22 protein-coding genes are annotated in these 25,358 nt (G+C 40.2%); 11 read left to right on the top strand and 11 right to left on the bottom strand.

The window, feature by feature from the left end; translation table 11 throughout:
- The first annotated feature begins 240 nt into the window (after positions 1–240).
- From RYH73_RS22385 to RYH73_RS22395, 3 genes are read left to right on the top strand one after another with little or no spacing between them, the layout of a single operon-like run.
- The gene (locus RYH73_RS22385; protein ID WP_335315719.1) at positions 241–1,545 is read left to right on the top strand and encodes an O-acetylhomoserine aminocarboxypropyltransferase/cysteine synthase family protein; all 1,305 of its coding nucleotides are present in this window, start codon (positions 241–243) and stop codon (positions 1,543–1,545) included.
- 30 nt (positions 1,546–1,575) lie between these two features.
- Positions 1,576–2,634, top strand: a complete 1,059-nt coding sequence (locus RYH73_RS22390; protein WP_335315720.1) for a homoserine O-acetyltransferase family protein — start codon at positions 1,576–1,578, stop codon at positions 2,632–2,634.
- Between the two features lie 27 nt (positions 2,635–2,661).
- The gene (locus tag RYH73_RS22395) at positions 2,662–3,843 is read left to right on the top strand and encodes a homoserine dehydrogenase (RefSeq protein WP_335315721.1); all 1,182 of its coding nucleotides are present in this window, start codon (positions 2,662–2,664) and stop codon (positions 3,841–3,843) included.
- 91 nt (positions 3,844–3,934) lie between these two features.
- Here the strand turns inward: RYH73_RS22395 and RYH73_RS22400 are convergent, their stop codons facing one another.
- From RYH73_RS22400 to RYH73_RS22410, 3 genes are all read right to left on the bottom strand, one after another.
- A complete protein-coding gene (locus tag RYH73_RS22400) occupies positions 3,935–5,131 on the bottom strand; it encodes an NAD(P)/FAD-dependent oxidoreductase (RefSeq protein WP_335315722.1) in 1,197 nt (398 codons plus the stop codon).
- The gene (locus RYH73_RS22405) at positions 5,128–6,183 is read right to left on the bottom strand and encodes an oxidoreductase (RefSeq protein WP_335315723.1); all 1,056 of its coding nucleotides are present in this window, start codon (positions 6,181–6,183) and stop codon (positions 5,128–5,130) included. Before RYH73_RS22405 ends, RYH73_RS22400 begins: the two co-directional genes overlap by 4 nt.
- A 72-nt stretch (positions 6,184–6,255) precedes the next feature.
- Positions 6,256–7,305: a YncE family protein gene (locus tag RYH73_RS22410; protein WP_335315724.1), complete on the bottom strand. Its 1,050-nt coding sequence runs from the start codon at positions 7,303–7,305 to the stop codon at positions 6,256–6,258.
- A 249-nt stretch (positions 7,306–7,554) separates the two neighbouring features.
- Here RYH73_RS22410 and RYH73_RS22415 point away from each other — a divergent pair, with 249 nt between their 5' ends.
- Positions 7,555–8,811, top strand: a complete 1,257-nt coding sequence (locus RYH73_RS22415) for a serine hydrolase (protein ID WP_335315725.1) — start codon at positions 7,555–7,557, stop codon at positions 8,809–8,811.
- A 178-nt stretch (positions 8,812–8,989) separates the two neighbouring features.
- Here RYH73_RS22415 and RYH73_RS22420 read toward each other — a convergent pair whose 3' ends face one another.
- Complete coding sequence (locus RYH73_RS22420) at positions 8,990–9,778, bottom strand: glycoside hydrolase family 25 protein (protein WP_335315726.1); 789 nt, start codon at positions 9,776–9,778, stop codon at positions 8,990–8,992.
- Positions 9,779–10,642, bottom strand: coding sequence for a peptide chain release factor N(5)-glutamine methyltransferase (gene prmC, locus RYH73_RS22425; RefSeq protein ID WP_335315727.1), 864 nt, complete (start codon positions 10,640–10,642; stop codon positions 9,779–9,781).
- A 165-nt stretch (positions 10,643–10,807) separates the two neighbouring features.
- Between prmC and ribD the strand changes: the two genes are divergently transcribed.
- From ribD to RYH73_RS22450, 5 genes are all read left to right on the top strand, one after another.
- Positions 10,808–11,854: a bifunctional diaminohydroxyphosphoribosylaminopyrimidine deaminase/5-amino-6-(5-phosphoribosylamino)uracil reductase RibD gene (gene ribD, locus RYH73_RS22430; RefSeq protein ID WP_335315728.1), complete on the top strand. Its 1,047-nt coding sequence runs from the start codon at positions 10,808–10,810 to the stop codon at positions 11,852–11,854.
- A gap of 2 nt (positions 11,855–11,856) precedes the next feature.
- Positions 11,857–12,720, top strand: a complete 864-nt coding sequence (locus tag RYH73_RS22435) for a DMT family transporter (protein ID WP_335315729.1) — start codon at positions 11,857–11,859, stop codon at positions 12,718–12,720.
- A gap of 21 nt (positions 12,721–12,741) precedes the next feature.
- Positions 12,742–13,359 (top strand): IMPACT family protein, encoded by a 618-nt coding sequence (locus RYH73_RS22440; RefSeq protein ID WP_335315730.1) that lies wholly within the window; start codon positions 12,742–12,744, stop codon positions 13,357–13,359.
- Positions 13,360–13,388: 29 nt separating this feature from the next.
- Positions 13,389–14,258 (top strand): nucleoside phosphorylase, encoded by an 870-nt coding sequence (locus tag RYH73_RS22445; RefSeq protein ID WP_335315731.1) that lies wholly within the window; start codon positions 13,389–13,391, stop codon positions 14,256–14,258.
- A gap of 67 nt (positions 14,259–14,325) precedes the next feature.
- Positions 14,326–14,763: a GNAT family N-acetyltransferase gene (locus tag RYH73_RS22450; protein ID WP_335315732.1), complete on the top strand. Its 438-nt coding sequence runs from the start codon at positions 14,326–14,328 to the stop codon at positions 14,761–14,763.
- A 366-nt stretch (positions 14,764–15,129) separates the two neighbouring features.
- Here RYH73_RS22450 and RYH73_RS22455 read toward each other — a convergent pair whose 3' ends face one another.
- Entirely contained in the window at positions 15,130–15,657 is a 528-nt protein-coding gene (locus RYH73_RS22455) for a YceI family protein (protein ID WP_335315733.1), read from the bottom strand.
- Positions 15,658–16,034: 377 nt separating this feature from the next.
- Between RYH73_RS22455 and RYH73_RS22460 the strand changes: the two genes are divergently transcribed.
- Both RYH73_RS22460 and RYH73_RS22465 read left to right on the top strand, forming a co-directional pair.
- A complete protein-coding gene (locus RYH73_RS22460) occupies positions 16,035–18,461 on the top strand; it encodes a TonB-dependent receptor (protein ID WP_335315734.1) in 2,427 nt (808 codons plus the stop codon).
- Positions 18,462–18,471: 10 nt separating this feature from the next.
- Positions 18,472–19,698, top strand: a complete 1,227-nt coding sequence (locus RYH73_RS22465; protein WP_335315735.1) for a PepSY-associated TM helix domain-containing protein — start codon at positions 18,472–18,474, stop codon at positions 19,696–19,698.
- Here RYH73_RS22465 and RYH73_RS22470 read toward each other — a convergent pair.
- The 5 genes from RYH73_RS22470 to RYH73_RS22490 form a co-directional block, all read right to left on the bottom strand.
- On the bottom strand, positions 19,670–20,767 hold the full coding sequence (locus tag RYH73_RS22470) for a hypothetical protein (protein ID WP_335315736.1): 1,098 nt from the start codon (positions 20,765–20,767) through the stop codon (positions 19,670–19,672). The two genes, RYH73_RS22465 and RYH73_RS22470, sit on opposite strands and share 29 nt — an antisense overlap.
- 82 nt (positions 20,768–20,849) lie before the next feature.
- Positions 20,850–22,460: a carboxypeptidase-like regulatory domain-containing protein gene (locus tag RYH73_RS22475; RefSeq protein WP_335315737.1), complete on the bottom strand. Its 1,611-nt coding sequence runs from the start codon at positions 22,458–22,460 to the stop codon at positions 20,850–20,852.
- A 59-nt stretch (positions 22,461–22,519) separates the two neighbouring features.
- The gene (locus RYH73_RS22480) at positions 22,520–23,533 is read right to left on the bottom strand and encodes a FecR family protein (protein ID WP_335315738.1); all 1,014 of its coding nucleotides are present in this window, start codon (positions 23,531–23,533) and stop codon (positions 22,520–22,522) included.
- The gene (locus tag RYH73_RS22485; RefSeq protein WP_335315739.1) at positions 23,530–24,129 is read right to left on the bottom strand and encodes an RNA polymerase sigma-70 factor; all 600 of its coding nucleotides are present in this window, start codon (positions 24,127–24,129) and stop codon (positions 23,530–23,532) included. Before RYH73_RS22485 ends, RYH73_RS22480 begins: the two co-directional genes overlap by 4 nt.
- A gap of 376 nt (positions 24,130–24,505) precedes the next feature.
- Entirely contained in the window at positions 24,506–25,339 is an 834-nt protein-coding gene (locus RYH73_RS22490) for a universal stress protein (protein WP_335315740.1), read from the bottom strand.
- Positions 25,340–25,358: the final 19 nt, after the last annotated feature.

The following is a 25,358-nucleotide window of genomic DNA, read 5'->3' on the forward strand; positions in this document are numbered from 1 at the left end:
AACAAACAGCAAATTTAAGTCCGGCGGTGTATTTTACCGACAATTATTCAATCAATCCCTTACAGGCAATAAGCAATCGTTTTCCTATATGAATTGCGCTTGCATGTGTATGTGCTGTTGTTAAAAGAAAACTCTTTTTTGTCCCGATGCGAAGCATACGTCGTTTTGAGATGTATTGTATTTGCATACGTCTACGCTAACAAACAATGGTTAATACATTTTAATTAAGAAAAAAATCCAATGTCAACAACGAATCTAAAATTTGATACTTTACAAGTCCATGCGGGACAGGAAGTTGATCCTGCTACGAATGCACGGGCGGTACCTATTTATCAGACAACTTCCTACGTTTTCAATAACTCCGAACATGGAGCCAATCTATTTGCTTTAAAAGAATTTGGTAACATCTATACGCGTATCATGAACCCGACAACGGACGTTTTTGAAAAGCGTATTGCCGCACTTGAAGGAGGTGTGGCAGCTCTCGCTGTGGCGTCAGGCCAAGCAGCACAGTTTTTGGCGCTAAGCAATATTTTGGAAAGTGGAGAAAACTTTGTTACCGGTTCCAATTTATATGGAGGTACTTATAATCAGTTCAAAGTCTCTTTCAAACGGTTGGGGATTGAAGCTCGCTTTGCAAATAATGACGAGGCTGCTCATATTGAGGCCCTCATTGATGATAAAACAAAAGCTATTTATATTGAAACAATTGGTAATCCGAGTTTTAATGTTCCCGATTTTGAAGCCATTGCGGCTGTTGCAAAAAAATACGATCTTCCACTGATTGTTGATAATACCTTTGGTGCCGGAGGCTATCTATTCAAACCGTTAGCGCATGGGGCACATGTGGTTGTAGAATCAGCAACAAAATGGATCGGTGGGCATGGGACAAGCATCGGTGGTGTAATTGTTGACGGTGGCAACTACGATTGGGGCAATGGTAAATTTAAACAGTTCAGTGAACCTTCCGAAGGATACCACGGTCTTGTTTTTAAGGATGTATTTGGTGTCGGTGGACCCTTCGGCAATATTCAGTTTGCTATTCGTGCTCGTGTAGAAGGGTTGCGGGATTTTGGTCCGGCTCTCTCCCCTTTTAATTCATTTTTGCTGCTTCAAGGATTAGAAACGCTCTCTTTACGTGTACAACGTCACGTTGATAATGCATTGAGCATTGCCTTGTGGTTGGAGAAGCATCCATTGGTCAAATCCGTCAACTATCCGGGCTTGGAATCGCATCCTGCTCACTTACGTGCTAAGAAATACTTGCAACACGGTTTTGGAGCGGTATTATCCTTTGAATTGAAAGGAGAAAAAGAACATGCAACCGCTTTTGTAGACAATCTCGAACTTATCAGTCATTTGGCTAATGTAGGCGATACAAAGACCCTGATTATTCAACCTTCCGCTACAACGCACCAACAACTTTCGGACGAAGAACAGGTTGCTGCCGGTGTGAGGCCGACCGCCTTGCGATTAGCTGTGGGTATCGAACATGTCGATGATATCATTGCCGATTTACAGCAGGCTTTTGACAAGATCAAATAGAAATTTAACAGCGTAGCTGCGCTTATATATATGAGTATCTATAAATTCAATTATAATAAAACCTTCCGGTTTGAGAATGGAAAGCGATTGAAAGGTTTACAGATAACCTATCATACTTATGGCCGGTTAAACACACGTAAGGATAATGTGGTATGGGTATGCCATGCGCTAACGGCTAATTCGGATGTATTCGATTGGTGGCCTGGTTTGTTCGGAGAAAGAGATCTGTTCAATCCACAGGAGCATTTTATTATTTGTGCTAATATTATCGGATCTCATTATGGCACTACCAATCCATTAAGTACGAATCCAAGCACAGAGCAACCCTATTACCTTTCTTTTCCGCAGTTCTCGATTCGGGACCTTATTGCGGCTCATGAACTTTTGGCCCAACATTTAGGTATCGATAAGATTAAGGTATTGATTGGCGGTTCGTTGGGAGGACAGCAAGCGATGGAATGGGCTATTCTTCATCCTGATCGGATTGAGAATCTTATTTTATTGGCAACAAATGCCCAGCATTCACCTTGGGGCATCGCCTTCAATGAAAGTCAGCGATTGGCCATCAGTGCGGATCGGACTTTTTATGCTAATAAACCCAACGGTGGAGCAAAAGGTTTGAAAGTGGCCAGGAGTATTGCCTTACTTTCTTACCGCACGTATGAAACTTATGGTGCCACCCAGCTGGAAAGCTCTGATGATAAAATAGATGATTACCGGGCATCATCTTACCAAAATTATCAGGGCGAGAAATTGGTGAAACGTTTCAATGCCTATAGTTATTGGTTTCTCAGTAAAGCAATGGATGCCCACCATGTCGGAAGAGGACGAAACGGCGCGGAGGAGGCTTTGCAACAAATACGTGCAAAAACCTTGGTGATTGGTATTACCAGCGATGTACTGTTTCCTTTGGATGAGCAAAAGTATTTAGCCAAGCATATTAGAAATGCCAAATTCGCAGCCATCAGTTCCTTTTACGGACACGACGGTTTTCTAATTGAAACGAAACAAATCAGTAAGGAAATCGCTGCTTTTTTAAAACATAACTATCCAAATCGCTTGGATAGAGCTTTGCAACCCCTGATTTAATATATAGAGAGAAGATCTAACAGAACAATGAGTAAAAAACTTACACTAGGATTGTTTGGCTTTGGCGTAGTAGGCCAAGGCTTATACGATATCATTAAAACTAAGAAGCTAAACCTGGAAATCAAACGTTTCGCTATTAAAAATCCAAACAAAAAAAGAACACTTCCTTTGGAGTTGTTTACCACTGAAGCCGATGAATTATTGGATGACGCAGAAATCAATACCATTGTGGAGCTAATTGACGATGCCGAGGCTGCTTTTCATATTGTGTCGAAAGCATTGAAGACGGGTAAGCATGTCGTTTCGGCCAATAAAAAAATGATTGCTACGCATTTGGAAGAGCTTGTTGACATTCAACAGGAATATGGAACAAGTTTATTATATGAAGGCGCAGTATGTGGAAGTATTCCTATTATCCGTAATTTGGAGGAGTACTACGATAATGAATTGCTCCATTCTGTATCGGGTATTTTTAATGGATCTTCCAATTACATTTTGTCCAAAATCTTTAATGAGCATATGGATTATGATACTGCTTTAAAACAAGCCCAGCATTTAGGATTTGCGGAAACGGATCCTACACTGGATGTAGGTGGCTTTGACGCGAAATTTAAGCTTGCCATCGTTGCTTCGCATGCCTATGGTTTGTACGTAAAGCCTGAGGATATCCTGAATATTGGTATTGATCAATTGTCCGACTATGATATTCGCTTTGCTCGGGAAAAGAATTATAAGATTAAGCTGGTACCCACTGCTAAAGAAATAGGAAATGAAAAAGTGATCCTTTATGTAATTCCGAAGTTTGTGAATGATAAAAGCATTCTTTATGCTGTTGAAAACGAATATAATGGCGTGGTCGTACAGGCGGCGTTTGCTGATCAGCAGTTTTTCTATGGAAAAGGTGCTGGTGGGCATCCTACCGGCTCAGCTGTCTTATCAGATATTGCGGCGTTGCGATATGATTATCGTTACGAATATAAAAAGCACTTAGAAGCAACCCAATTAAGCCATAGCAACGATCATAAGATTACAATATACCTACGCTATAATGACGAATCTATTCTGGATAAACTGAACTTCTTAAAGGTATCAGAAAGGCATTACGCGCGCGAATTTAAATACATTATAGGTGACATCAATCTGGAGTCTTTGATTACGAATAAAGATTTATTGGCAGCAGATAATAGTTTTGTGGTAGAAGTGTCTTAGATTGGTTATTGGTTGCCGGTCAATTGTTGGTTATTGGTTATTAGTTGTTATTACTAATAACTAATAACTAATAACGAGCAACGAATAACGACTACAAATGTTGCGCAATTACATAGCCACTTGCCCAGGCCCACTGAAAATTATAACCTCCCAGCCAACCGGTTACATCAACACATTCGCCGCCGAAAAAGAGTCCTGTACATTTTTTAGCCTCCAGTTTTTTTGAAGATAGTTCGTCGGTGCTAACACCGCCCCGCATTACTTCGGCTTTATCGTACCCTTTACTACCTGCTGGTTTTACTTCAAAACGGTGAATTACCTGTTCCATCAGTTTTACCTCCTGTTTACCGATCGAAGCGATTTTCTTGTCGATAGACAAGAATTTGCCTAATGCGTCTGTAAACTTCTTGGTAAAATGATCCTGTAAAAGTTGTGAAAGCAAGCGCTTTCCTCCCCTATCTCTTTCTTGCTGAACCAGCTGAGCAATACGCTGTTTGGGAAGGAGATCAATCCAGATCACTTCACCTGGTTTCCAATAAGAAGAAATCTGCAAGATAGCGGGCCCACTAAGACCCCAATGCGTAAATAAAATGTTTTCCTCAAAACTGATCTGTTTGTTCCAAACCCTACTGAAAACCGCATTACCTGCTAAGGCTGCAAACCATTCCGCATCTTTCCCTGTGATGGTCAGTGGTACCAAAGCTGGTGCGGTATCGGTTACCTGTAGACCAAAGCGTTTCGCTACCCTTAAAGAAAAGTCGCTGGCACCTAATTTAGCAATGGGTAATCCACCGCTCGCCATCACTACTTTAGCGGTGTCGAAGGTCTCTAACTGCCCTTGATGATCAAATACAACTTGAAAGGTGTTGGTAACAGGATTCTTTTCAACCGACTTAACTTCCGCCTGTAAAAACACCTCTTGCCCTAATGTCTTAAGTAGTCGTTCAAATACGGCCACAACATCCTTTGCTTTGTTGGAAGTAGGAAATAGCTGACCCAGCGTCTTCTCCTGCCCTACAATACCTTCATCTTCAAAAAAGCGGATAGTATCGCCTACGGTCCATTGATTGAGCGCGGCAACGCAAAAATATTCGTTCTCCGAGATGAAATTCGCGGGAGTGGCGTATAGATTTGTATAATTGCAACGCCCGCCTCCGGAAATTAATATTTTAGCGCCTAGCTTGTCATTTCGCTCCAAGACCGCTACCCTTTTTCCTAAGTAGCCTGCCTGCACTGCACACATGAGGCCACAGGCACCTCCCCCAATGACGATCGCATCATAGCTCATTCGACAGGCATTACACGTTTTTCTTCCCAGCTTTTTTCAGCCAATTGCAATAGGCCAATCACATCTCTTGCTTGATCGGCAGTAACCGCCAGCTCGGTTTTGCCGAGAATGGCATCGCGTACATTTTCATAATAACCCGGGTAATTTCCCTTTTGACTAGGAATAGCTCTTCGACTGTCCGGCCCCTCGGTTGTTGTATTTAAAATACCCCAAATCTCTTGCGGTTCTTCTCCCCAATTTGCCGAATCCGTCGGTGTTTTTCCCTCCCTCAATGCCGCCTCCTGCGGATCGACACCCGGTTTTACAAAGGCACCTTCCGTGCCATATAAAGCAAAACGTGGTGTCGGTTCTTTCACCAGCATACTTCCTTTGAGAGAAACTTTTAGTTGTGGATAGTATAATAAAACTTCGAAATCGTCAACGGCCCCTACCCCTTCCCTCATTTTACGTAACGAGGCAAAGAGCGCTTGTGGTTTGCCGAATAATTGTAAAGTTTGATCAATGAGATGCGCACCGAGGTCAAACCAAATCCCGGAACCGGGTAGATTGTCCTCCCGCCAAGCATTCGGTCGTAAATAATTACGGAAGCGATCGTAACGGATTTCCATCGTTACCAGTCGCCCGAGCTCACCGCCGGCAATTACGTCCTTTACGGTAAGGTAATCGCTATGCCAACGGGCACTGTGGAATACCGATAGCAATTTACCTTGGCTCTTTGCTACATCAATCAGTTCGTTCGCTTCTTCCAGGGTATTGGTAAAAGGTTTTTCTATCACCACATGTTTGCCGGCCAACAAGGCAGCTTTGCTTAAGCTAAAATGTACATCGTTGGATGTCGCGATGACAACGAAGTCAATTTTCTTATCATTAAAGATATCCTCTACATCGGCCACGATGCTTACTGCAGGATATTTAGTCCGTAATATATGTTGCTGTTCTTCCCGACGGGCATAGACTTTTGTTAATCTTAAACCTGTTACCGAGCTTATAAGAGGGGCATGAAGCACTTGTCCTGCCATGCCGAAACCGATCAGTCCTACGTTGAGTTGCATGGGAGACGAAGATAGGGAATTGAGTGGAAATAAGAAAGGAATACAAATTGTATCCCTTCATATAACTACTTTTTATTGATATTTAAATATAAACTTTTTGGGAACATAGTTTACATTTATAACAGGGCCCGGGGAACCAGTATTATAATAAACATATGCTTTGCCTTTACCATTATAGCCATTTGCATCAGCAATCCAAATCTGCCCCGAATTAATGTCAAAGCCAAGGCCATAGGGGTCTTTAATGTCGTTATTCTCAATAAACTTAGTCGTATTACGATTTGCCAAATCCATTAATAACACTTGCTTTTTATTAGTTTCAAAATTGTCGCTTATGAGAAGAGCTTGATTACCCACAACCAACATTCTACTCGCTCCAAAAGTAAGCTTTACTGGTGCTTCATTCTCACTTTGTGTATTAATGACATAAAGTCTAGAAGGTCTACTGGAATCGATAGCAGCTGTATTAGCGTACAGTCTGTTTCGTGCAGAGTCAGCAGTTAAACCGGTCACATTTTCAGCTACCTCAATTGTTCTATCAACTGATAATGGTGACGGGTTTAGAATGGATACAGTTTTATCGAAATTCCCATTAGACCAACCATCTTTTGAACCTGAATTCGCAACATAAAGTTTATTGTTCATGCGCACAATTTCTTCAGGGGTCCGTCCGACTTCAACAGAATCCACAGCAGTTAAAGAAGTTGTATCAATCGCAACTACTCTATTATTGTAATTTGTGACAAAGACCTTTTTATCCAAATACGTTAAATTGCGAGGCTGTTTCATTGGGATGGTCTTTACTATCTTTTTACTATAGTAATTGACTACTACTATTTTATTCGATTCGGTGACAGTAATGTATAAATTTCCTCCAAAGCGAATAACGTCATTTGCATTGTTGCCTAAATTTGTGCTATCAGAATAGCTTGCATCGTTAAACTTGATAAAACCGAGTGATGCATTTTGTTGTCCAAATTGCCCTTCGTTAAGAACAAATACACCGAGGTTATCTGGTATCGGTGGCAATGGTTCTGGATCATCATTTTTACTACACGCTCCCAGTGTAAGTAAGGTTCCAGCCAATAAGCTTAGGTAAAGAGAGTTGATTTTTGTTTTCATTTGTTGTTTATAAGGTGAAAATTTTCGATTTGTATGCTTTTTATAACGGTTTAACCCTAATGATTGCTACTTGCTATCCTAAATTTAATTGCTTTGCGTTTAAGAAGCATGATAAATTAAGTCCATTTGATCTATTCCGCAAAAATAGCCATTCAAGCTAACTATACCAAGCTAAAAAGCGGACACTGAATTTTTGGCATGCAAGTTTATGAGGTTTTCACTATCTTAGCAGCACAAACCTGAACGGCGATGAAAACATTATTCTCTTTTTGTCTGTTGCTGATTTCCTATAAAAGCTATGCACAATCAATGGATACCCTATTTTTAAAGAATTTAATTGAAATCCACCCCGAACTTTTTAAAGCTATTCTCGATGATCCGCAACGAAAGCAGGTGCAAATTCTCTATACACAAATAGATCGTGATAAGCATAATAAACCACATTTTACTTCTTTTAGCTATCAACTGAACCCAAACTGGTACTTTTACCCCGCCAGTACGGTGAAATTACCGGCATCTGTTTTTGCACTGGAAAAAATCAATGAGCTTAAAATCAATGGTTTGGATAAAAACACACCGCTGAGAATCGATAGCGCTTGGGGAAAACAAACCAAAGTTGACGTTGATTCTTCAGCGGAAAACAGACTCCCGAGTATTGGACATTATATCAAGAAAATTTTGCTGACCAGTGATAATGATGCTTTCAATCGCCTCTATGAATTCTTGGGAAGAGCGGATATCAACCGCCGCTTGAAGAAACATGGGGCCAATCATAGTCGCATTATCAACCGTCTAGCGATTGGCGATAAGGGTGAATGGGCCAAACACACCAATCCGATTACCTTTTATAAAGATAATCAGCTTATCTATCAACAAGCGGCTCAATACGATCCGCAAGATTATCCGTTGAAACTAAATAATTTAATTCGTGGTAAAGCATATATCGATGCTAAAGATAGCTTGATTCATAAACCCTATAGCTTCGAAGGACTTAATGTATATGCCTTAGCCGACCAGCAATTGATCATGAAAAAATTGCTTTTTCCGGAAGCTTTCCCAAAGAAAGAACAGTTTCATCTTAACGATGATGACTATCGCTTCATCTACTACTATATGTCGCGTTTTCCACAAGAATCCGATTTCCCCAAATATGATAGCACTGAATTCTGGCCTACCTACAGTAAGTTGTTGTTTTTCGGTCGTGAAAAAGGTGTCCATCCTGATGGTAGTATCCGTAGTTTCAATAAGTACGGTGATTCCTACGGCTACAATATCGACAATGCCTATATCGTTGATTTTCAAAACGGTGTTGAATTTCTCCTAGCCGTTGTAGTTCAATCGAATAATAATGAAATTTATAATGACGGAATTTATGAGTATGAAGAGGTCACCTATCCTTTTCTGAAAAATCTTGGAAAATTGATTTATGAGCATGAGCTAAAACGGGAAAAGAAAGTGAAACCGGACTTGGGAAAGTTTATTTTTGGTGAATCGTTGAGTCGTTGAGTTAGAAATTAGCCGATTAGCCAATGTGATAATGTCGGCTTAACTATCGCGATAGGTAGTTTCGCGTTTTAAGCGTACTTACCATGATTTATACCTTGTAAATCGTCAACTAGTCGAGTAGTTTTTGTACGGCTAATGATGGTTCAGTAATAGTGATAAAGCACAAACCAACGAATCACTAATAACCGCAAACTTCACAGGGCATAATGCGATTCTTACAGTTTAGGACATTAAAATCAACGAATTCAGATATACCGGCTATGCTCCCCCGTTCACTGTGTTGCCAAATGTCCCATGGACGATTGATGTAGTCGGGTTTATCTTCTCGTTCGTAATGGGCGATCCATAAGGGATATTGATCGAATTTTTCACCTAAGTAATCACGGTAGAAGGTTGTATAAGTGTAGATAACAGGATCGATGTCATAATAGCTTTTCAGGGTGTTTAAGCAATCTTGTAAACGTTTCTTTAAAAGCTTTTTATCAGTTCGATAGGTCTTTTCAATATCGATTACTGGAGGCAGACAACCATCCAAATCACCTACACGTTCGATAAACAGCTCCGCTTGTCGCACACCGTCCTTATTTGGATGGAAAAAGAGATAAGCCCCCCTTTTTAAACCATATTTCCTTGCTGCTTGCCAATTGAATTTAAATTTTTTATCGCTTCGCATCCCCATGGTGGCACGCATGTAAACGAAAGAAATGTGTACATCACTATCTTGGGGAGTGCATAAAGCTTCCCAATCGATCTTCCCTTGATATTGGGAAATATCAATTCCATGGGTGTGGTATCCCCTAGGAATTTTGATGCCGTAGTGGACACGTTTATAAAATAGAAAATGATTGATAACCGCCATGGAGATCAATGCCAATATACAGCACAATACGCATACCCATTTCCAAGAAATGGAACCGTTGTTATGCTGTTTTTTGCTTCTCCTTCCCTTCCTTTTCACCGTGCCCATCTACACACTCGCTCTTACCATTCGATCTGCTCCATGTATATCCTGTTTAAGCAGGACATCTTTAAAACCTTTTTTTACAAGTAAATTTTTTACCTCTTTTCCGAAATTTCGGTTGATCTCAAAATAGAGCTTTCCTCCTTTTTCCAGATGCGCTAAGGCGAAAGAGGCAATCGTTTCATAAAAGAGCAACGGGGCCCGGTCTTCTACAAAAAGCGCCAAATGGGGTTCAAATTGTAATACATTCGGATGCATGAATTGTTGCTCGCTGTTTGTTATATAAGGGGGATTACTAACCACAAGGTCAAACTTAAGCTCTTCGGCAAAGATGATATCCCATTCAAGGATATCGGCCAGCATAAAGTGAACAGGGCATTGGTTCTCCACGGCATTCTGCTTTGCTACAGCCAACGCTTCACCTGATACATCGATTGCGGAAACCTGCGCTTGATTAACATACTTTTTGATAGCAATGGGGATACAACCGGAACCTGTCCCGACGTCGATGATTTTGGGCGCAGGCCTATCCCCTTGTTTCAAGTCTTGAATAATGAGATCAACAAGTTCCTCTGTTTCGGGACGTGGAATCAATACATGTTGATTCACATGGAGTGATAATCCCATAAAAGGTGTGTGTCCGATGATATATTGAACCGGTTCACCGGTACTTATGCGACTGGCGGCCTCTTCCAGCCGGTCCAGTTGCTCGTCGTTCAAGTTCATGGATTTGTGAAGGAGTAAGTCTCTTCTGCTATATCCAAATAGATCTTCCAACACAATCAGAAAGATGCTCTCCGCTTCGTTAGCTTCATATAAAACAGCTATTTTTTCTATGAATTGTTTTTTGACGGCTTCGAGTTGTTGCATGGTATTTACATGGGCAAACCTACTAATTCAAAAGTAAAAATTCAAAAGTAAAAAATGGGTGCCAGCTTATCGGCTATTTGGCTAATCCCAACTCAACATAACATAAAACTGTAAAAAAAAATATACGTATTAAGCGACAGCTATTAAAATTCCTTAGGTTTGTATATGCCTAATCACGAAATCTATATGCGGCGCTGCCTGGAGTTAGCGGAACTAGGTCATGGCACCGTCAGTCCGAATCCAATGGTTGGTGCTTTGATCGTACATAAAGATACCATTATTGGGGAGGGCTGGCATCGAAAATATGGCGAAGCCCACGCGGAACCCAATGCAATTGCCGATGTTTTCAATCACTATCCAGATGCCGCCGACTTACTGAAAGAATCGACGGTTTATGTTACCCTGGAACCCTGTTCTCATCAGGGGAAGACACCTCCTTGTGCCGATCTGCTCATCAAGCATCAAGTAAAACAAGTGATTGTGGCTTGCAGAGATCCCTATGAGCAAGTAAACGGTCGTGGTATCGCTAAATTGCGCGCTGCGGGTATCGAAGTGATTGAAGGTGTATTAGAAGAAGAAGCAAAATTTATAAATCGACGTTTTTTTACGCGTGTGCAAAAACAGAGACCATACGTTATCCTAAAGTGGGCGGAAACAGCGAATGGTTATTTTGCACCCAAGGACCCTGGCCGACAATGGATTACAGGAACGAGTACCCAAGTGGTCAATCATCGATGGCGCAGCCAAGAAGACGCTATTTTAGTAGGGGCGAATACGGCTATAATTGATAATCCGCAACTGAACGTTCGGGCATGGTTCGGTAAAAACCCGAAACGCATTGTTATAGATAAGGAACTTTCACTCCCTTCCCATCTTCATTTGTTCGATCAACAAACAGAAACAATTGTATTTAACGCAATAAAGACCGATTGGCAAGATCATCTTAAATTGATTGCTTTAGAGAATTTCGATTGGTATTTGCCGCAAAATATTCTATACCAGCTTCATTTGATGGATATCCAGTCGGTCGTCATCGAAGGGGGAATCAAAACACTTAAACTTTTTATAGAAGCAGGTTTGTGGGACGAAGCGCGCGTGTTTAGTGGATCGGTTTATTGGAAAGACGGATGGGAAGCCCCGCGCTTACAGACGATTCCTCAGCTAAAGGAAAGCATAGGAAATGATTTACTGACTGTTTACTTTAACAACTAACGATGCTCTTTGTTCTTTTAAGTGTTTTATGCAGTGTCACCGTATCGGTGATAATCAAATTGGCCCGACGTTATTCGGTCAACATCCTGCAAATGATCGCATGGAACTACCCTGTTGCCGTGTTGTTAAGTTTCCATTACCTGGAACCGGATCTGCGTAATTTCTCTTTTACCGAAGCGCCGTTAACGATCTATTTGATCTTAGGATTGCTCATGCCTTCACTCTTTATCATTATCGCCGGGTCTATCCGTTATTCAGGTATTGTGCGTACAGAAATCGCCCAGCGTCTATCCCTTTTTATTCCGCTCTTAGCAGCATTTTTTATCTTTAAGGAACATCCAAGCGCTATTAAACTTATTGGCTTGGTGGTAGGACTAGCAGCAATTATCTGCTCGATTAAATGGCAACGCCGTAATCAGCATACCCTGGCCAGCAAAAACGCTTGGCGGTACCCTTTGTTGGTGTTTTTCGGTATGGGACTTATTGATATTCTATTTAAGTATATCGCCCAATACCAAGCAATTTCATACAAGACATCAATCTTTTTGGTTTTTATACTCTGCACCTTGGTTTCATTTTTATACATTGGCTTTTTAGCAGTTACCAAAAAGGAAAAGTTTTCCCTTTCGGGAACATTGTGGGGTTTGGCATTGGGACTTTTTAACTTTGGAAATATTCTTCTTTATATGAAAGCGCATCAAGCCTTACCGAACAATCCATCTATCGTGTTTTCCGGAATGAATATCGGTGTCATTGTAGTGGGCGCTATTGTTGGTATGTTTTTGTTTAAGGAAAAATTGAGCACATTAAATAAAGTCGGACTTCTACTGGCTGTGATTTCGGTCATCATCATTGGCCTGTTGTAAAACTGTAAGCGATCATTGTTAATGAATTTATTTGAAGATACTTATAAAACAATTGAAAAACCTGTTGAAGGTCTATTTAAAGATAAAGGAAGCAAATTTATTGCCTATGCTTATCCGTTTAGCGATCCGGAAGAACTGAAAAATATCATTGCAGAACTTAAAAGCCTTCATCCAAAGGCAAGGCATCATTGCTGGGCCTATCGTTTAACAACGGATCGTTCGATATTTCGCGTAAATGACGATGGCGAGCCTTCTGGTACGGCAGGTCGTCCTATATTAAATGTACTTTTGTCGCATGATTTAACGAACATTATTCTTGTAGTGGTACGTTATTTTGGTGGTACACTATTAGGTGTCCCCGGGTTAATTAATGCATATAAAAGCGCTGCACAGGATGCCCTTGGTCAGGCTCAGATTATTCAAAAGACAGTGAACGATGTGTATGAGGTAAACTTCAATTACCTGCAAATGAATGAGGTAATGCGAATTGTCAAAGAAGACGATCTGGTGGTGTTGAAGCAGGTTTTCGACAACGATTGCTCGCTGACTTTTGAGATCAGACAAAAGCAAGTGAATCAAACATTAGGTCGATTGCAAGGATTAACAGATGTAAAAATAAAATTTCTGCGTACAAGTTAAAAAGAATTGATTAGACAATTTAAGTCACGATGAAGATTACCGATACAGACCTTATACTTAATTCAGATGGTAGCGTTTACCATCTGAATTTGCTGCCTGTAGATATAGCCGATACGGTGATTACGGTTGGTGATCCCGATCGTGTGGGGCAAGTGAGTAAATATTTTGATCGGATAGAACTAAAAAAGGGAAAACGAGAGTTTATAACCCACACGGGCTACATTGGAAAAAAAAGATTAAGCGTTGTCTCTACCGGTATTGGTACAGACAATATTGATGTTGTCTTAACGGAACTGGATGCGTTGCTAAATATAGATTTACCCAGCCGGACTGTCAAGCCCCAATTACGAGCGCTTGATATTATAAGGATTGGTACTTCCGGCACCTTGCAACGCGATATTCCCTTAGATTCTATTTTGGTTTCTACTTTTGCCATCGGACTGGACTCGCTCCTGCAATACTATAAAAAAACAGAAGAGGTTTCTGAACTGGAACTGCGGGAGGCTTTCCAGAGGCATCTTGCACTTGAGCCTATCCAGGCATATGTGGCTGCCTGTTCCCAAAATCTTCTTCGTCAGTTCGCACCTGCTATTTCCACTGGGATTACCCTTACAGCTCCAGGTTTCTACGCCCCGCAAGGTCGTCATACGCGCGCTACACCATCTTATGTAGATTTATTAGCTAAATTTTGTTCGTTCCGCCATCAGGGAAAGGCCATTACGAACTTAGAAATGGAGACAGCAGGTATTTATGGTTTAGCAAAATCACTGGGACACCGGGCAATTTCCGTGAATGCCATATTGGCCAGCCGCCTTCAGGCGGTTTTTAGTAAGGAAGCACAAAGGACCATCGATCGAGCTATACGAATGGTGCTTGAGAGACTGACGGCGGACATATAAAAAAGGCTTATACCGACTATTAGATTCCCTTTAAGGGATTAACATCTTTGTCACCCTGTTACAAGCGATGATTAGAAGTTTAGGAAAATACGATTACGGACGAATTATGGAAATTTGGGAAAGCGCAGTACGAGCTACCCACCATTTTCTTAATGAAGAAGATATTCTGCATTATAAAGAACTCATTTATAATAAATACCTCGATTTAGTGGATTTATATGGGTATGCAAATCAAAAAGGCGAGCTTGTCGGTTTTATTGGTATTTCGGGACAGGCCATCCAGATGTTATTTGTAGATGCAGCCATGCGTGGTATAGGAACAGGTAAAAAAATGGTGCAATATGCTTTAAATGAAAAACACGTAAGGACGGTGGATGTTAACGAGCAAAATGTACAAGCACTTGGCTTCTATAAACATATGGGCTTTGTAGTCGTTAATCGTAGTGAATTAGATGACGCTGGAAAACCCTATCCCATCTTAAGTATGGAATGGGGAAATATTTAATATAAAAAGAAGTGTCTAAAAAGTCCATCACCATCGTTCCTTGCAATGAGGTGTTACTTTTTCCGCAAAAGTAACCAAAAACTCCTGACTGCAAATCTTCTTTCAAAGTTAGTGCCATTACTTAGCTAGTACTATCCGAAGATTTGGAGGCCAGTTTTTAGCTGACGGACAGTTGTTCCTTCGAGTCTTGCAGAGCGAGGATATAACTAGATCGTCATTTGGACTCCTTTGTTTTTGTTAAAAAACCGATCTCTTGCAATGAGGTGTTACTTTTTCCGCAAAAGTAACCGCGAACTCCCGGCGATGCATTTTTTTAAGTGTTCACCACCTTTTAGACACCTTCTTACATTATTTTACCGTCAACAATTATGCTTGTTTTGCAAGCTGTATATTGCTCACTAGTTTGATGTCTTCACCAAGAGCTAGGCCACCGGTTTCCGTTACAGCATTATAAGTAAGACCGAATTCCTTGCGATTAATTTTTCCGGTAACTTCAAAACCTGCTTTGGTATTGCCATAAGCATCTTTTTCAATTCCACCAAACTCCGCTTTGAAAGTAACGGGTTTTGTTATACCCTTCATGGTCAAATCACCGGTTACTTCAAATTCGTCATCCCCTACTTTTTTCCAGGACGTCGAACGGAATGAGATCTCAGGATGACTATCAGCATCAAAGAAATCACCTGTTCTTAAATGATTGTCGCGATCAGCGTTTTTAGTATCAATGCTTTTTACATCTATTTTAAAGTCTGCCGTAACATCTTCGAAACCATCAGTTGCGGTTGCTTGACCTTCAAACTGATTAAAAGCACCGGTAACGGTGGAAATTACTAAATGTTTAATTTTGAACTGCACATCCGAATGTACAGGATCTACTACCCATGTTGTTGCCATAATTCAATTTTTAATACGTTTCTCTTTTTGATAGACCAAAAGTAAATACTTTTATATTAAATAAATGTTTAAACATTTATTATGAAATTGTTATGACTTTTTAGTTGTTGGTGATTCGTATTAGTTGTGAGCAGAAACGCTCATGGACAATCACTATACGCAATTATCCAACCACTTAACTATTTTCAGGCATTATGCTATAATCACACAGGCCGCACCATTATCACATTGGCTCATTATCACATCGGCTAATCCCCTATTCTCCTGCCAAGTATTCAACCTCCCCCTCCTCTTCTTTAGAATAATTTTTAATAAGAATTGCATTTTAAGGTTTTAGTTCTTTTATTTGCAGAAATTTAGACAAAGTCCAAATAAGAATGAGATCTCGATCCTACCTAACTTTTTTATTCGTAAATATTCAATTTTTATTCCTGCCCTTCCTTTCCCAAGCGCAACAAAAGGCTGATCTAAAGGGTACGGTGTTGACAGCCGATGGTAAAGGCGCCGAAGGCGTTTCGGTTACCTTAAAAGGCATCAGTCGTGGCACCTCAACCGACCATGAAGGACAATATGAAATAAAGCAGGTGCCCTTTGGTTCCTATATACTTCGCGTAACGGCCCTCGGATTGAGTGCGCAAGAGCTTCAAATTGAGGTAAGCAGTGCGAAGATGGAGGTACCGGTCGTTACGTTGACTGAAAATGCGGCAGCACTTAATGAAGTGGTGGTTAATGGTGTAGGGGCTAATCCTTATACCAGGAGAAAGAGCAATTTTGTTTCCAAATTGCCGCTAAGCAATCTTGAAAATCCACAAGTCTACACGACGATTACAAAGGAGGTACTAAAAGATCAAATAGCAACGAACTTTAATGATGCACTAAAGAACAGTTCGGGATTAGATAAACTATGGAGCTCAACCGGAAGAGGTGGTGATGGTGCTGCCTATTTTACCTTAAGAGGCTTTGCTACGCAACCATCGCTAATCAACGGTATTGCTGCCGTGACTAATGGAGATTTAGATCCCGCCAATATTGAACAAATTGAGGTTGTTAAAGGACCTTCTGGAACTCTTTACGGAGGTGCATTGGTAAATTTCGGAGGCTTAATCAATGTGGTTACTAAACACCCTTTAGACTCGGTAGGTGGTGAAGTAAGCTATACAGTCGGGAGTTTTGCGCAGCATCGTGTTACGGCTGATGTTTATAGCCCGTTGAATACTAAAAGAAACTTATTGGGTAGATTGAATGCAGCGTACCATACGCAGAATAGCTTTCAAGATGTTGGTTTCCGAAAATCTTTTTTTGTTGCTCCATCGTTTGAGTTTAGGCCCAACAGTCGTTTGACAATCAACGCAGATGCTGAATTATATTATTATAAAGGAACAAATCCTCTGATGGTTTTCTTAAACCGTTCTAGACAACTTGTCGCTAGAACTCCCGATGAATTGCAATTCGACTTCGACAAATCATATACGAGCGAGGATATCACAGTTAAGACTCCCACTATGAACCTTCGTGGTCAAATCCAATATAAACTCTCAAATCAATGGACTTCAAGAACTACTATTAATTATAATCGAAGAAAATCAGACGGATATTACCAGTATGTAATGTATCTAGAGGCAGATAACGATACACTCTTAAGTAGATACGTCGCAAATGTAGATGCGGTAAGTAAAATCTTGAATGTCCAACAAAACTTTACGGGTGATTTCCGGATTGGTGGTTTACGAAATCGTTTGGTAGCAGGTTTAGATTTCCTCCGACAGGTCAATGAAAACAATAACTCGCCCTATATTTTGTTTGATAGAGTTAATTCCAGCTACAATGATCCTAATTACGCCAATTATAATAGACAATTAGTTGACGAACGGCTTGCTGAAGCAACCCAACCTGGTACTTATACAAAAGCTGCTACTAATGTTTACGGAGCCTACTTCTCTAATATATTAAACGTAAGTGATCAATTATTGGTAATGGCAAGCTTACGTGTAGATCATTTTCAAGGTCAGGGAACGACTAATTTAAGTACAGGGGTTACAAGCGGAGATTATAATCAAACGGCACTATCTCCCAAATTTGGTGTGGTTTATCAGCTGATCCCCAACCGAATTTCCATTTTTGCCAATTATATGAATGGTTTTAGAAACGTAGCTCCCGCCGATCAGCCGTTGGCGGATTATCCAAGCACCTTCAAACCTCAACAAGCCAATCAATGGGAAGGTGGTGTAAAACTGGACATATTGGATAATAGATTGAGTTTTACAGCAAGCTACTATGATATCTTGGTTAAGAATGTAACCCGGTCAATTGCTGTTATACGCGATTCTATTTCTTATAATGTTACCGTCCAGGATGGATCTCAACTATCCCGTGGCTTTGAATTGGATTTAAATGCACGCCCGATAGAAGGTTTAAACGTCATCTTTGGCTACAGTAATAACTTCAGTAAGCTTACTAAGGCCGACGAAAGTGTTAACAATCGTCGGCCGGTTTCTGCGGGACCTAAGCACCTGCTCAATTATTGGATTAGTTATCGCTTTCATCAAGGGCTAATCAATGGATTTGGTTTAGGCTTTGGTGGCAACTCTGCCAGTGAGAATATCATTACCAATGACCTTCGGACAGGCAATTTCACATTACCTGCTTACACGGTGCTGAATGCTTCCATCTTTTATGATCATCGTAAATTTAGGATCGGTTTAAAGATGGATAATTTAAGTGATAAAGAATATTTCAAAGGGTGGACAACCGTAGAACCTCAGATGCCGAGAAGCTTTTTGGCTAATTTAACTTACAAATTTTAAAGATAGTTCAATGAAGCAAGCCAAAACAAAAGTGAAGAAAAAAGGGACGGTAAAAAAAATCGTTGCCTTTTTACACTTATGGTTGGGTTTGCTATCAGGAATAATCGTATTTATTGTTGCCATTACAGGCTGTCTTTTTGTCTTTCAACAGGAAATCAGCAATTTGGTTCATCGGGATAAGTTTTATGTTGAAGTACCAAAAAATGCGATCGTGCAGCCCTTTAGTAAGCTCAAAGAGACAGCAGATAAAGCTCTGGGTAAATCGGCAACTTTCATTACAACTTATAGGGCACCGGATAAAGCATGGGAGTTTATGTGTTACGAAGCGGGGGATCAAAACGCACTCACTTTTTTTGGTTCCATCAATCGTTATGAGTCTGTATTTGTGGACCCCTACACGGCTAAGGTAACGGGATATATCGATTATACGAAAGACTTTTTTGTAATCGTAAAATACATACATTGGAGTTTGCTGTTGAATACGCCTTATGGGCAACCGATTGTTGGGTATGCGACCTTGCTATTTGTTATTCTCCTATTAACAGGTCTTGTACTTTGGTGGCCCAAAAATTTAAAAAAATCAAATTTTAATAAGAGCTTTAAAGTTAAATGGAAGGCGGGATTTAAACGTTTGAATTACGATTTACATAATGTGCCAGGGTTTTATGCGCTGTTTATCACCTTGATATTAGCATTAACTGGTATGGTTTGGGCTATGAAATGGTTTGAAACGGCTGTTTATGTAGCGGCCTCACAATCGACAACTCCACCATCTTTTGTTACGAAACAATCAGATACCACGGCTGTAGCAGCATCCTCTCCCTTGGATATCGCCTTCCTAACTGCAAGCAAAGAATTTTCCAGTGGCTACGATCGAATCGGTTTATCCCCTGCCTTTGGCAAAGAAGGTGTTATTTACGCGATTGGCTATCGAGGTAAAGAAGTCTATTATAATACAGATGAAATACAATTGGATCAGTATACCGGTAAGAAACTTTATCGTCGAAATTATAATGATAAAAATAATGGAGAGAAGCTTATTGGGATGAATTACGATATTCATGTGGGCGCTATTTTAGGTTTGCCCGGAAAAATTCTCGCTTTCCTGGCGAGTCTTATTGCCTCGTCTTTGCCGATAACAGGTTTTATTATTTGGTATGGCCGAAAGAAAAAAAGCACTGCCGGCCATACCAAGGAGAAAAGACCATTTAAAGTACCAGTTGTAGACCTCCGGTAAAGCCTACGTTAAAAGCCTGATAATCCTTGCTGTTTTGTTTATCCCAGATTTTCATTTTAATCATTTTTTTGCCCTCTTCATTATCGGTATTGACATAATTGATGGATGGTCCTCCGTATAGATAAATTTTACGTGCGATTTTGATAGACGGCAGAATACGCAAACCGTTTTTATTAAAATAATTGCCATCAAAATCGGTTAATGTAATGGAAGAGATTTCAGCCGCTAGCCTGAACTTATCTTTATTTAATAAATTCACACCAATTCCTCCTTCAGCTCCATAACGGACCATTTCATATTGCGGGTTAAAACCAATTCCTAAAATACCATATAAAACACGTCCTCCTGAACGAAAGCTAACAAAAGTTGATAGGTCTTCATCGGTTCCCACACGGATACTCTTTTCTCCATTTTTGACAATATTGATCAAACCAATGGTATAGTCGCTACTATCCGCGATATTGATTAAACCGAATTGTGCTCCTTTGACATTTTTTGCTTTGTTCATTATCCCACCTATTTGGGCTCCTTTTACCTCGTCAGCCTGATTATAGAGTCCTGCCATTTGGACACCGGCCAGCTGCTTACTGATATTGCTTAAACCACCGACCTGTAAACCGTTGGTCGTTTCGGCTTTATTAAGTAAGCCTCCTAATTGAGTATGCACATTTCCTTTACTCTGGTTATAGAGACCGGCAAATTGGTAACCCTCAGAAGCATCGCCTGCTAAGTTGATTGCACCTGCTAACTGGACACCGCGAAGGGTACCCGTGGCTTTGTTGAACACACCAGATGCTTGCAGTCCGGTTACATTACCCTTCACAATTCCAGCCACGCCATATAGGGCAAAAGCCTTTTCGCCACCAGATAAACCCGCAATCGCGTGTAGGCTAATCGTATTGCTATAATCAGCCGCTTTTCCTCCGTGTGTACTTAATGGATATAAGATACCTACGTGAGCAGGACTGTCTTCTTGAGCAAAGAGGTTAAAAGAGCTTGCCAGCAACAAAGTTATTGCCAGCATTGTTTTTTTGTAATTAAATACGTTTCGTTCCATAAATCTTGTCATTATCATCGTTTAAATAATGACAAGCTACTTGGACTTCCCCCCTATTTTAACCTGAGACCGAATATTATTTTCCGCTTAGATGTTAGAAAAAAGAAACCCCCAATTCAATGCCTAACCATAATTTTGAGCGCTCTTTGTCGATAAAATAGGGATATCCTGCAGAAGGAATGTCTCTTGCGTTTTCAATGATCTGTCTATTCTTCGTAAGAAAATTAAGACTTGGTGCAATGAATAATTTCGTTTTTTGTCCTAAGGAGTAATTGTAAAGGATATTGAGCTTCTGCCAATTGCTTACATTTTCATAAGCAGCGCCATGTATTTGCTGACTTACCAGCTCAAATGCAAAGTAATTAGCTTGGTTCTTTCTTCTAAATTCATGCCCAAGCCCGAAGCCTGTGGTGAAAATCTGTGAGCCTTTCCAATTGCCATAGCCGGTAGAAAGAATGCTGTATAGGTTTGCATTTCCACTTTTAAAAGCTGCGTTGACATATAAGACCTCGTTACTTGATATGCTTAATCTTTTAATACCGTTTTTCGAAATGTTTACTACACCAATGCTAACGCCGGAAGAGGTGTCTGCGATATTAATAAAGCCAAATTGCAAGCCACGATTCGTTCTTGTTTTGTTGATTACGCCGGCTATTTGCACACCCTTTAATTCTTCGGTGTAATTGGCTATGCCTGCTAATTGGACACCGTTTGTGCTATTTTTTACAAAATTAAAAATACCTGCTGCTTGAAAGCCTTTCAGACTGTCAATTACGGTATTGTAAATTCCCGAAAGTTGAACACCGGACATATTCCCCCCTACCATATTAATAGCACCTGCGGCTTGCAAATAGCGAACGTGATATCGGTCTATATTAAATATACCTGCCAGTTCCACCCCGTTTACGCCAGCCGTATAACCCCCGATCAGGTTTGCAGAAAATTTGTTAACAACCTGCCCGCTCATCATGCCATGTGAGCTTAATCCCGGTGTTAATGAAACCTGTACCGGTGTATAGGCAAAAAAGTTTCCTAAATTGAGTGCATTTAGTTTTTGTTTCGAGCTCAAAAATAGACGAGCCAATGCGGTATTGGAAACCTCTTCTTCGCCATCTCCGATATAACCGTAATGTCCTTTCTTGTTAGCATCCTTGCCCAGCTCAACAGTTGGTAAAAATACCGTAGTCGTGTCTTTATAAAGTTCTTTACTAACAGTTAATACCATCGGACCTGCACTTTTCGTTTTGAGCTTAAGCTTAAAATGCCCTTTTTTATCTGTTAAGGTACCTACAAGTAGTCGTTTTTCGTAAACGCTGGCATTATGGATACCCACTCCTGTTTTTTCATCGACAACATAACCTTTAATGGTGTAAACTCTCTTTCCCTCGCCCAGTTCTTCGGGCATAAGTGTTAAACGAAACGGGGCAGGACGGATAATGAGGTGATTCGGGCTTTGCTGATATTCGTAACCATTACCCAGCAGGGTGACCAGCGCTGTTTTCACATCTCCGTCAAAATTTCGGATCGTTACTAAACTGTCGGAGCGAATAATGCCGCTGCTGTAGGAAAAATGAAAACCTGCTTGCCGACCGATATCTTCCAGTACGTTTCCCAGTTTTTTTTGGTTCACATGAAGTTTAACCGGCTTATAAAGATAGTTTTGACTAAAAGCGGCGAAACCTGCTATTGACAATACAAATGTCAATAGCAGGTTTTTACACGAATGCAATAATTGGTTCTCCAAGGGATAATGATTATGTTATATTACGATGTCTTCCTTTTTAATAGAATTGTTTTGCCCGTTCTTTCCATGTCTAATTGTAAAGTTTTGCATAAGGTATTTAAAATACCGGATAAAGAATCATTATCAAAGGTAGTAGTTATCGGCAAACCTGCAATGGCTGTATTCTCAATTACGATATGTGCTTGATACACTTCATTCAATACCTCTACAAATCTCCACAAAGGGGTTCCATCTAATTTAAACATTTTGCTTCTATAGTAATCATAGAGTTTATCATGTTGTTTCTCCTGTTTGAGACCCTTTTGTTCGGCCACTGCTATTGCTTTTTCATCGGGACTCAATTTAATGACAACATCTTCCCTATTTACTTGAACAGCGCCCGTTTCGACAATTACCTCGGTTAATTTTCGATTGCTTTTTACGTTAAATGACGTTCCAAGCACCCGGATGCTTAAGTCTTTTACTGTTACACTGAAGGGTCTTTTCTTATCGCTAATCACATCGAAGAACACTTCACCTGACATATTTACCTGACGCTGGCCACTGAAAAAGTTTTCGGTATAAGCGAGTTTTGCATGACGGTTAAGTGTTACGGTTGTCCCGTCCGGTAATGTTTTTGTTAACGGTTGTTCCTTCGCTGTCATTTTAATGCTATGTAGATAAGGATGTTTCGGTGCAATAACATAAAGGTAAATGCCCGTCATTAGCCCCATAAACATTAAAATACCTGCTGCCACGTTTAACCACCCCGTAGGTCTTCTAGTTTTATATTCCTGAAGATTTGGTATGGGATGAATTGCGTCTTCCGGTTTCTTCTCGGAACGCTGATCCCGTAATAACTGAAAGCGTTTCCAGGCCAAATTTTCATCGATCGGGTGTTGAATCGCCAGCTGTTCACTGCTATCCCAAATCAATTTGAACTGTTCAAATTTCTTCCGGTTGGCTTGGTCTTCAGCTAACCAGGCCTGTACGTATTGATCTTCTTCTGAAGATGCTTCCTTAAGAAGGAATTTTACAAGTAGTTCATCTTTCATTGCCCGAGAAATAAGCTTAGTAAACAATAAACCATAAGCGGCAAGTAATCAGCCAATGCTGTTCTCATTATTTTAAGTGCCTTTCCCATTTGATTCTCCACGGTCTTAATTGATATTTCCAATCTGTCTGCTATTTCCTGATACTTCAGCTCTTCAAAGCGACTCATCTGAAAGATCGTTCGACACTTTTCCGGCAGTAAATTCATTGCTTTTTGCAGTTCTTTTTTTAGTTCGTTTTCCTGTAACTGATTGGCCGTATGTTCATACGCAAAATCATTTACATAGGTGATATGATCTTGATGCCGTTGTTTCACCTGCCAATGCTTAATTGTATTCATACAGTCATTATAAGTGGCTCTGTACAAGTACGATTTTAGTGACGTGTGTATGTCTAAATTCTCTTTTTTTTCCCAAAGCTTTAAGAAAAGAGACTGTACAACCTCCTCTGCCGCGACAGCATCTTTTAAGATGGTAAAAGCGTAAGCATGTAGACTGTTGAAATGTTGTTTGAAAACATTTTCGAAGGTTTCTTCATTGCCTTGTTGCAACAAGTTAAGCGTGACGTTATCGCTCTGCATATTTAATTGTGTTAGCATATAAGCCGGATCAAGTCAAACTTAGATAAACTTGCTGTGATATACAATCTTTAGCCTGAATACAGTGCACCTTTACCATATTTCTTTCATTTATTTTTAAATAATACTTGATGTGGATCAATAACCTTCATCATTTTAATTCCTTTCTTTGTTACTATGACAACGATTGCTTAACCCACCCCTATGCCGTTGTTATTTTTTGTAGCGGTTGAATACGTTAAGTAGTTGAGTCGTTGAGTAGGAAAGTAGTTTATTAGCCAATGGGATGATTATTCATTCGTGTTCACTTTAAAGGCATTCATGAGCTCCCTACGGTCGGTTAGCTGATGTGATGATGGGTTTGTACGAGCTTACTGCTTATGACCTAAGGCCTAATTCACGCCTGCTTTGCTAAAAGTAATGGTATATGGGTTACATAAGCCATCCGCTCGGTAATGTCTGTTAAGAAGAGGCTTTCAAAAAAGTTTCTTTTCTTCTCAATATGGACGATTAACGAGATGTTATGCGACTTGGAGAACTCCAATATTTCTCTTACAATATCAATTTCGCTGATGGCATAGTACTTGGGATTGTATCGACTAATTTTCTCCTTTACAGCGGTAAAATTATGATTGTGTAGGGTTTGTAGCGGTATGCCTTCGCTTTCATGACTGAGTACATAAAGTTCCAGGTGATTATGCAAATACAGTGGATTTAACAAATTTGTAATTGTCTGCGCTTGTTTGGTATCTAATAGATCCATGACGGAGGCTACCTTGGTAATCGGCGTGAGTTTCGCAGACTCAGGGACTATTAATAATGGTCTATTGACCGTTTTTGCAATTTGTATGGTATTGCTTCCGATTAAGGTTTGCTCAAGTTTGCTTTTTCCCGTTAGGCCCATAACGACATAATCGACTTGATACTTATTAATTAAATCGTTTGTTAGTTCATCCAGATCGCCTTCTTTGGCAAGATAGGTTAGTTCTGTATCGGTATGCTTTAAGAATTTTAATTCATTGGCTAATCGCTTTAAGTGCGTCATTGACTCCTCTTTCGACTCGTGCGATTTTGTTATTACCAAAGGACTACTTGGAATTGATGTGATGCTTTGTAACTTATTGAATAATAGTATACGTGCATCTTTCAATTGTTTGGCGACAATGGCAGCATATTTCGCAGCATGTGTCGCTGCGTCAGAAAAATCCGTTAGTACTAAAAGCGTCTTCATAAATTTAATTTTAAAGCCA

It is taken from the genome of Olivibacter sp. CPCC 100613 (assembly GCF_036959255.1).
Lineage (GTDB): Bacteria > Bacteroidota > Bacteroidia > Sphingobacteriales > Sphingobacteriaceae > Olivibacter.

Bases quoted from the DNA above. Each gene is read 5' to 3' on its own strand.
- RYH73_RS22385 (WP_335315719.1), top strand. From the start codon at position 241: ATGTCAACAACGAATCTAAAATTTGATACTTTACAAGTCCATGCGGGA.
- RYH73_RS22390 (WP_335315720.1), top strand. From the start codon at position 1,576: ATGAGTATCTATAAATTCAATTATAATAAAACCTTCCGGTTTGAGAAT.
- RYH73_RS22395 (WP_335315721.1), top strand. From the start codon at position 2,662: ATGAGTAAAAAACTTACACTAGGATTGTTTGGCTTTGGCGTAGTAGGC.
- RYH73_RS22400 (WP_335315722.1), bottom strand. From the start codon at position 5,131: ATGAGCTATGATGCGATCGTCATTGGGGGAGGTGCCTGTGGCCTCATG.
- RYH73_RS22405 (WP_335315723.1), bottom strand. From the start codon at position 6,183: ATGCAACTCAACGTAGGACTGATCGGTTTCGGCATGGCAGGACAAGTG.
- RYH73_RS22410 (WP_335315724.1), bottom strand. From the start codon at position 7,305: ATGAAAACAAAAATCAACTCTCTTTACCTAAGCTTATTGGCTGGAACC.
- RYH73_RS22415 (WP_335315725.1), top strand. From the start codon at position 7,555: ATGAAAACATTATTCTCTTTTTGTCTGTTGCTGATTTCCTATAAAAGC.
- RYH73_RS22420 (WP_335315726.1), bottom strand. From the start codon at position 9,778: ATGGGCACGGTGAAAAGGAAGGGAAGGAGAAGCAAAAAACAGCATAAC.
- prmC (WP_335315727.1), bottom strand. From the start codon at position 10,642: ATGCAACAACTCGAAGCCGTCAAAAAACAATTCATAGAAAAAATAGCT.
- ribD (WP_335315728.1), top strand. From the start codon at position 10,808: ATGCCTAATCACGAAATCTATATGCGGCGCTGCCTGGAGTTAGCGGAA.
- RYH73_RS22435 (WP_335315729.1), top strand. From the start codon at position 11,857: ATGCTCTTTGTTCTTTTAAGTGTTTTATGCAGTGTCACCGTATCGGTG.
- RYH73_RS22440 (WP_335315730.1), top strand. From the start codon at position 12,742: ATGAATTTATTTGAAGATACTTATAAAACAATTGAAAAACCTGTTGAA.
- RYH73_RS22445 (WP_335315731.1), top strand. From the start codon at position 13,389: ATGAAGATTACCGATACAGACCTTATACTTAATTCAGATGGTAGCGTT.
- RYH73_RS22450 (WP_335315732.1), top strand. From the start codon at position 14,326: ATGATTAGAAGTTTAGGAAAATACGATTACGGACGAATTATGGAAATT.
- RYH73_RS22455 (WP_335315733.1), bottom strand. From the start codon at position 15,657: ATGGCAACAACATGGGTAGTAGATCCTGTACATTCGGATGTGCAGTTC.
- RYH73_RS22460 (WP_335315734.1), top strand. From the start codon at position 16,035: ATGAGATCTCGATCCTACCTAACTTTTTTATTCGTAAATATTCAATTT.
- RYH73_RS22465 (WP_335315735.1), top strand. From the start codon at position 18,472: ATGAAGCAAGCCAAAACAAAAGTGAAGAAAAAAGGGACGGTAAAAAAA.
- RYH73_RS22470 (WP_335315736.1), bottom strand. From the start codon at position 20,767: ATGACAAGATTTATGGAACGAAACGTATTTAATTACAAAAAAACAATG.
- RYH73_RS22480 (WP_335315738.1), bottom strand. From the start codon at position 23,533: ATGAAAGATGAACTACTTGTAAAATTCCTTCTTAAGGAAGCATCTTCA.
- RYH73_RS22485 (WP_335315739.1), bottom strand. From the start codon at position 24,129: ATGCTAACACAATTAAATATGCAGAGCGATAACGTCACGCTTAACTTG.
- RYH73_RS22490 (WP_335315740.1), bottom strand. From the start codon at position 25,339: ATGAAGACGCTTTTAGTACTAACGGATTTTTCTGACGCAGCGACACAT.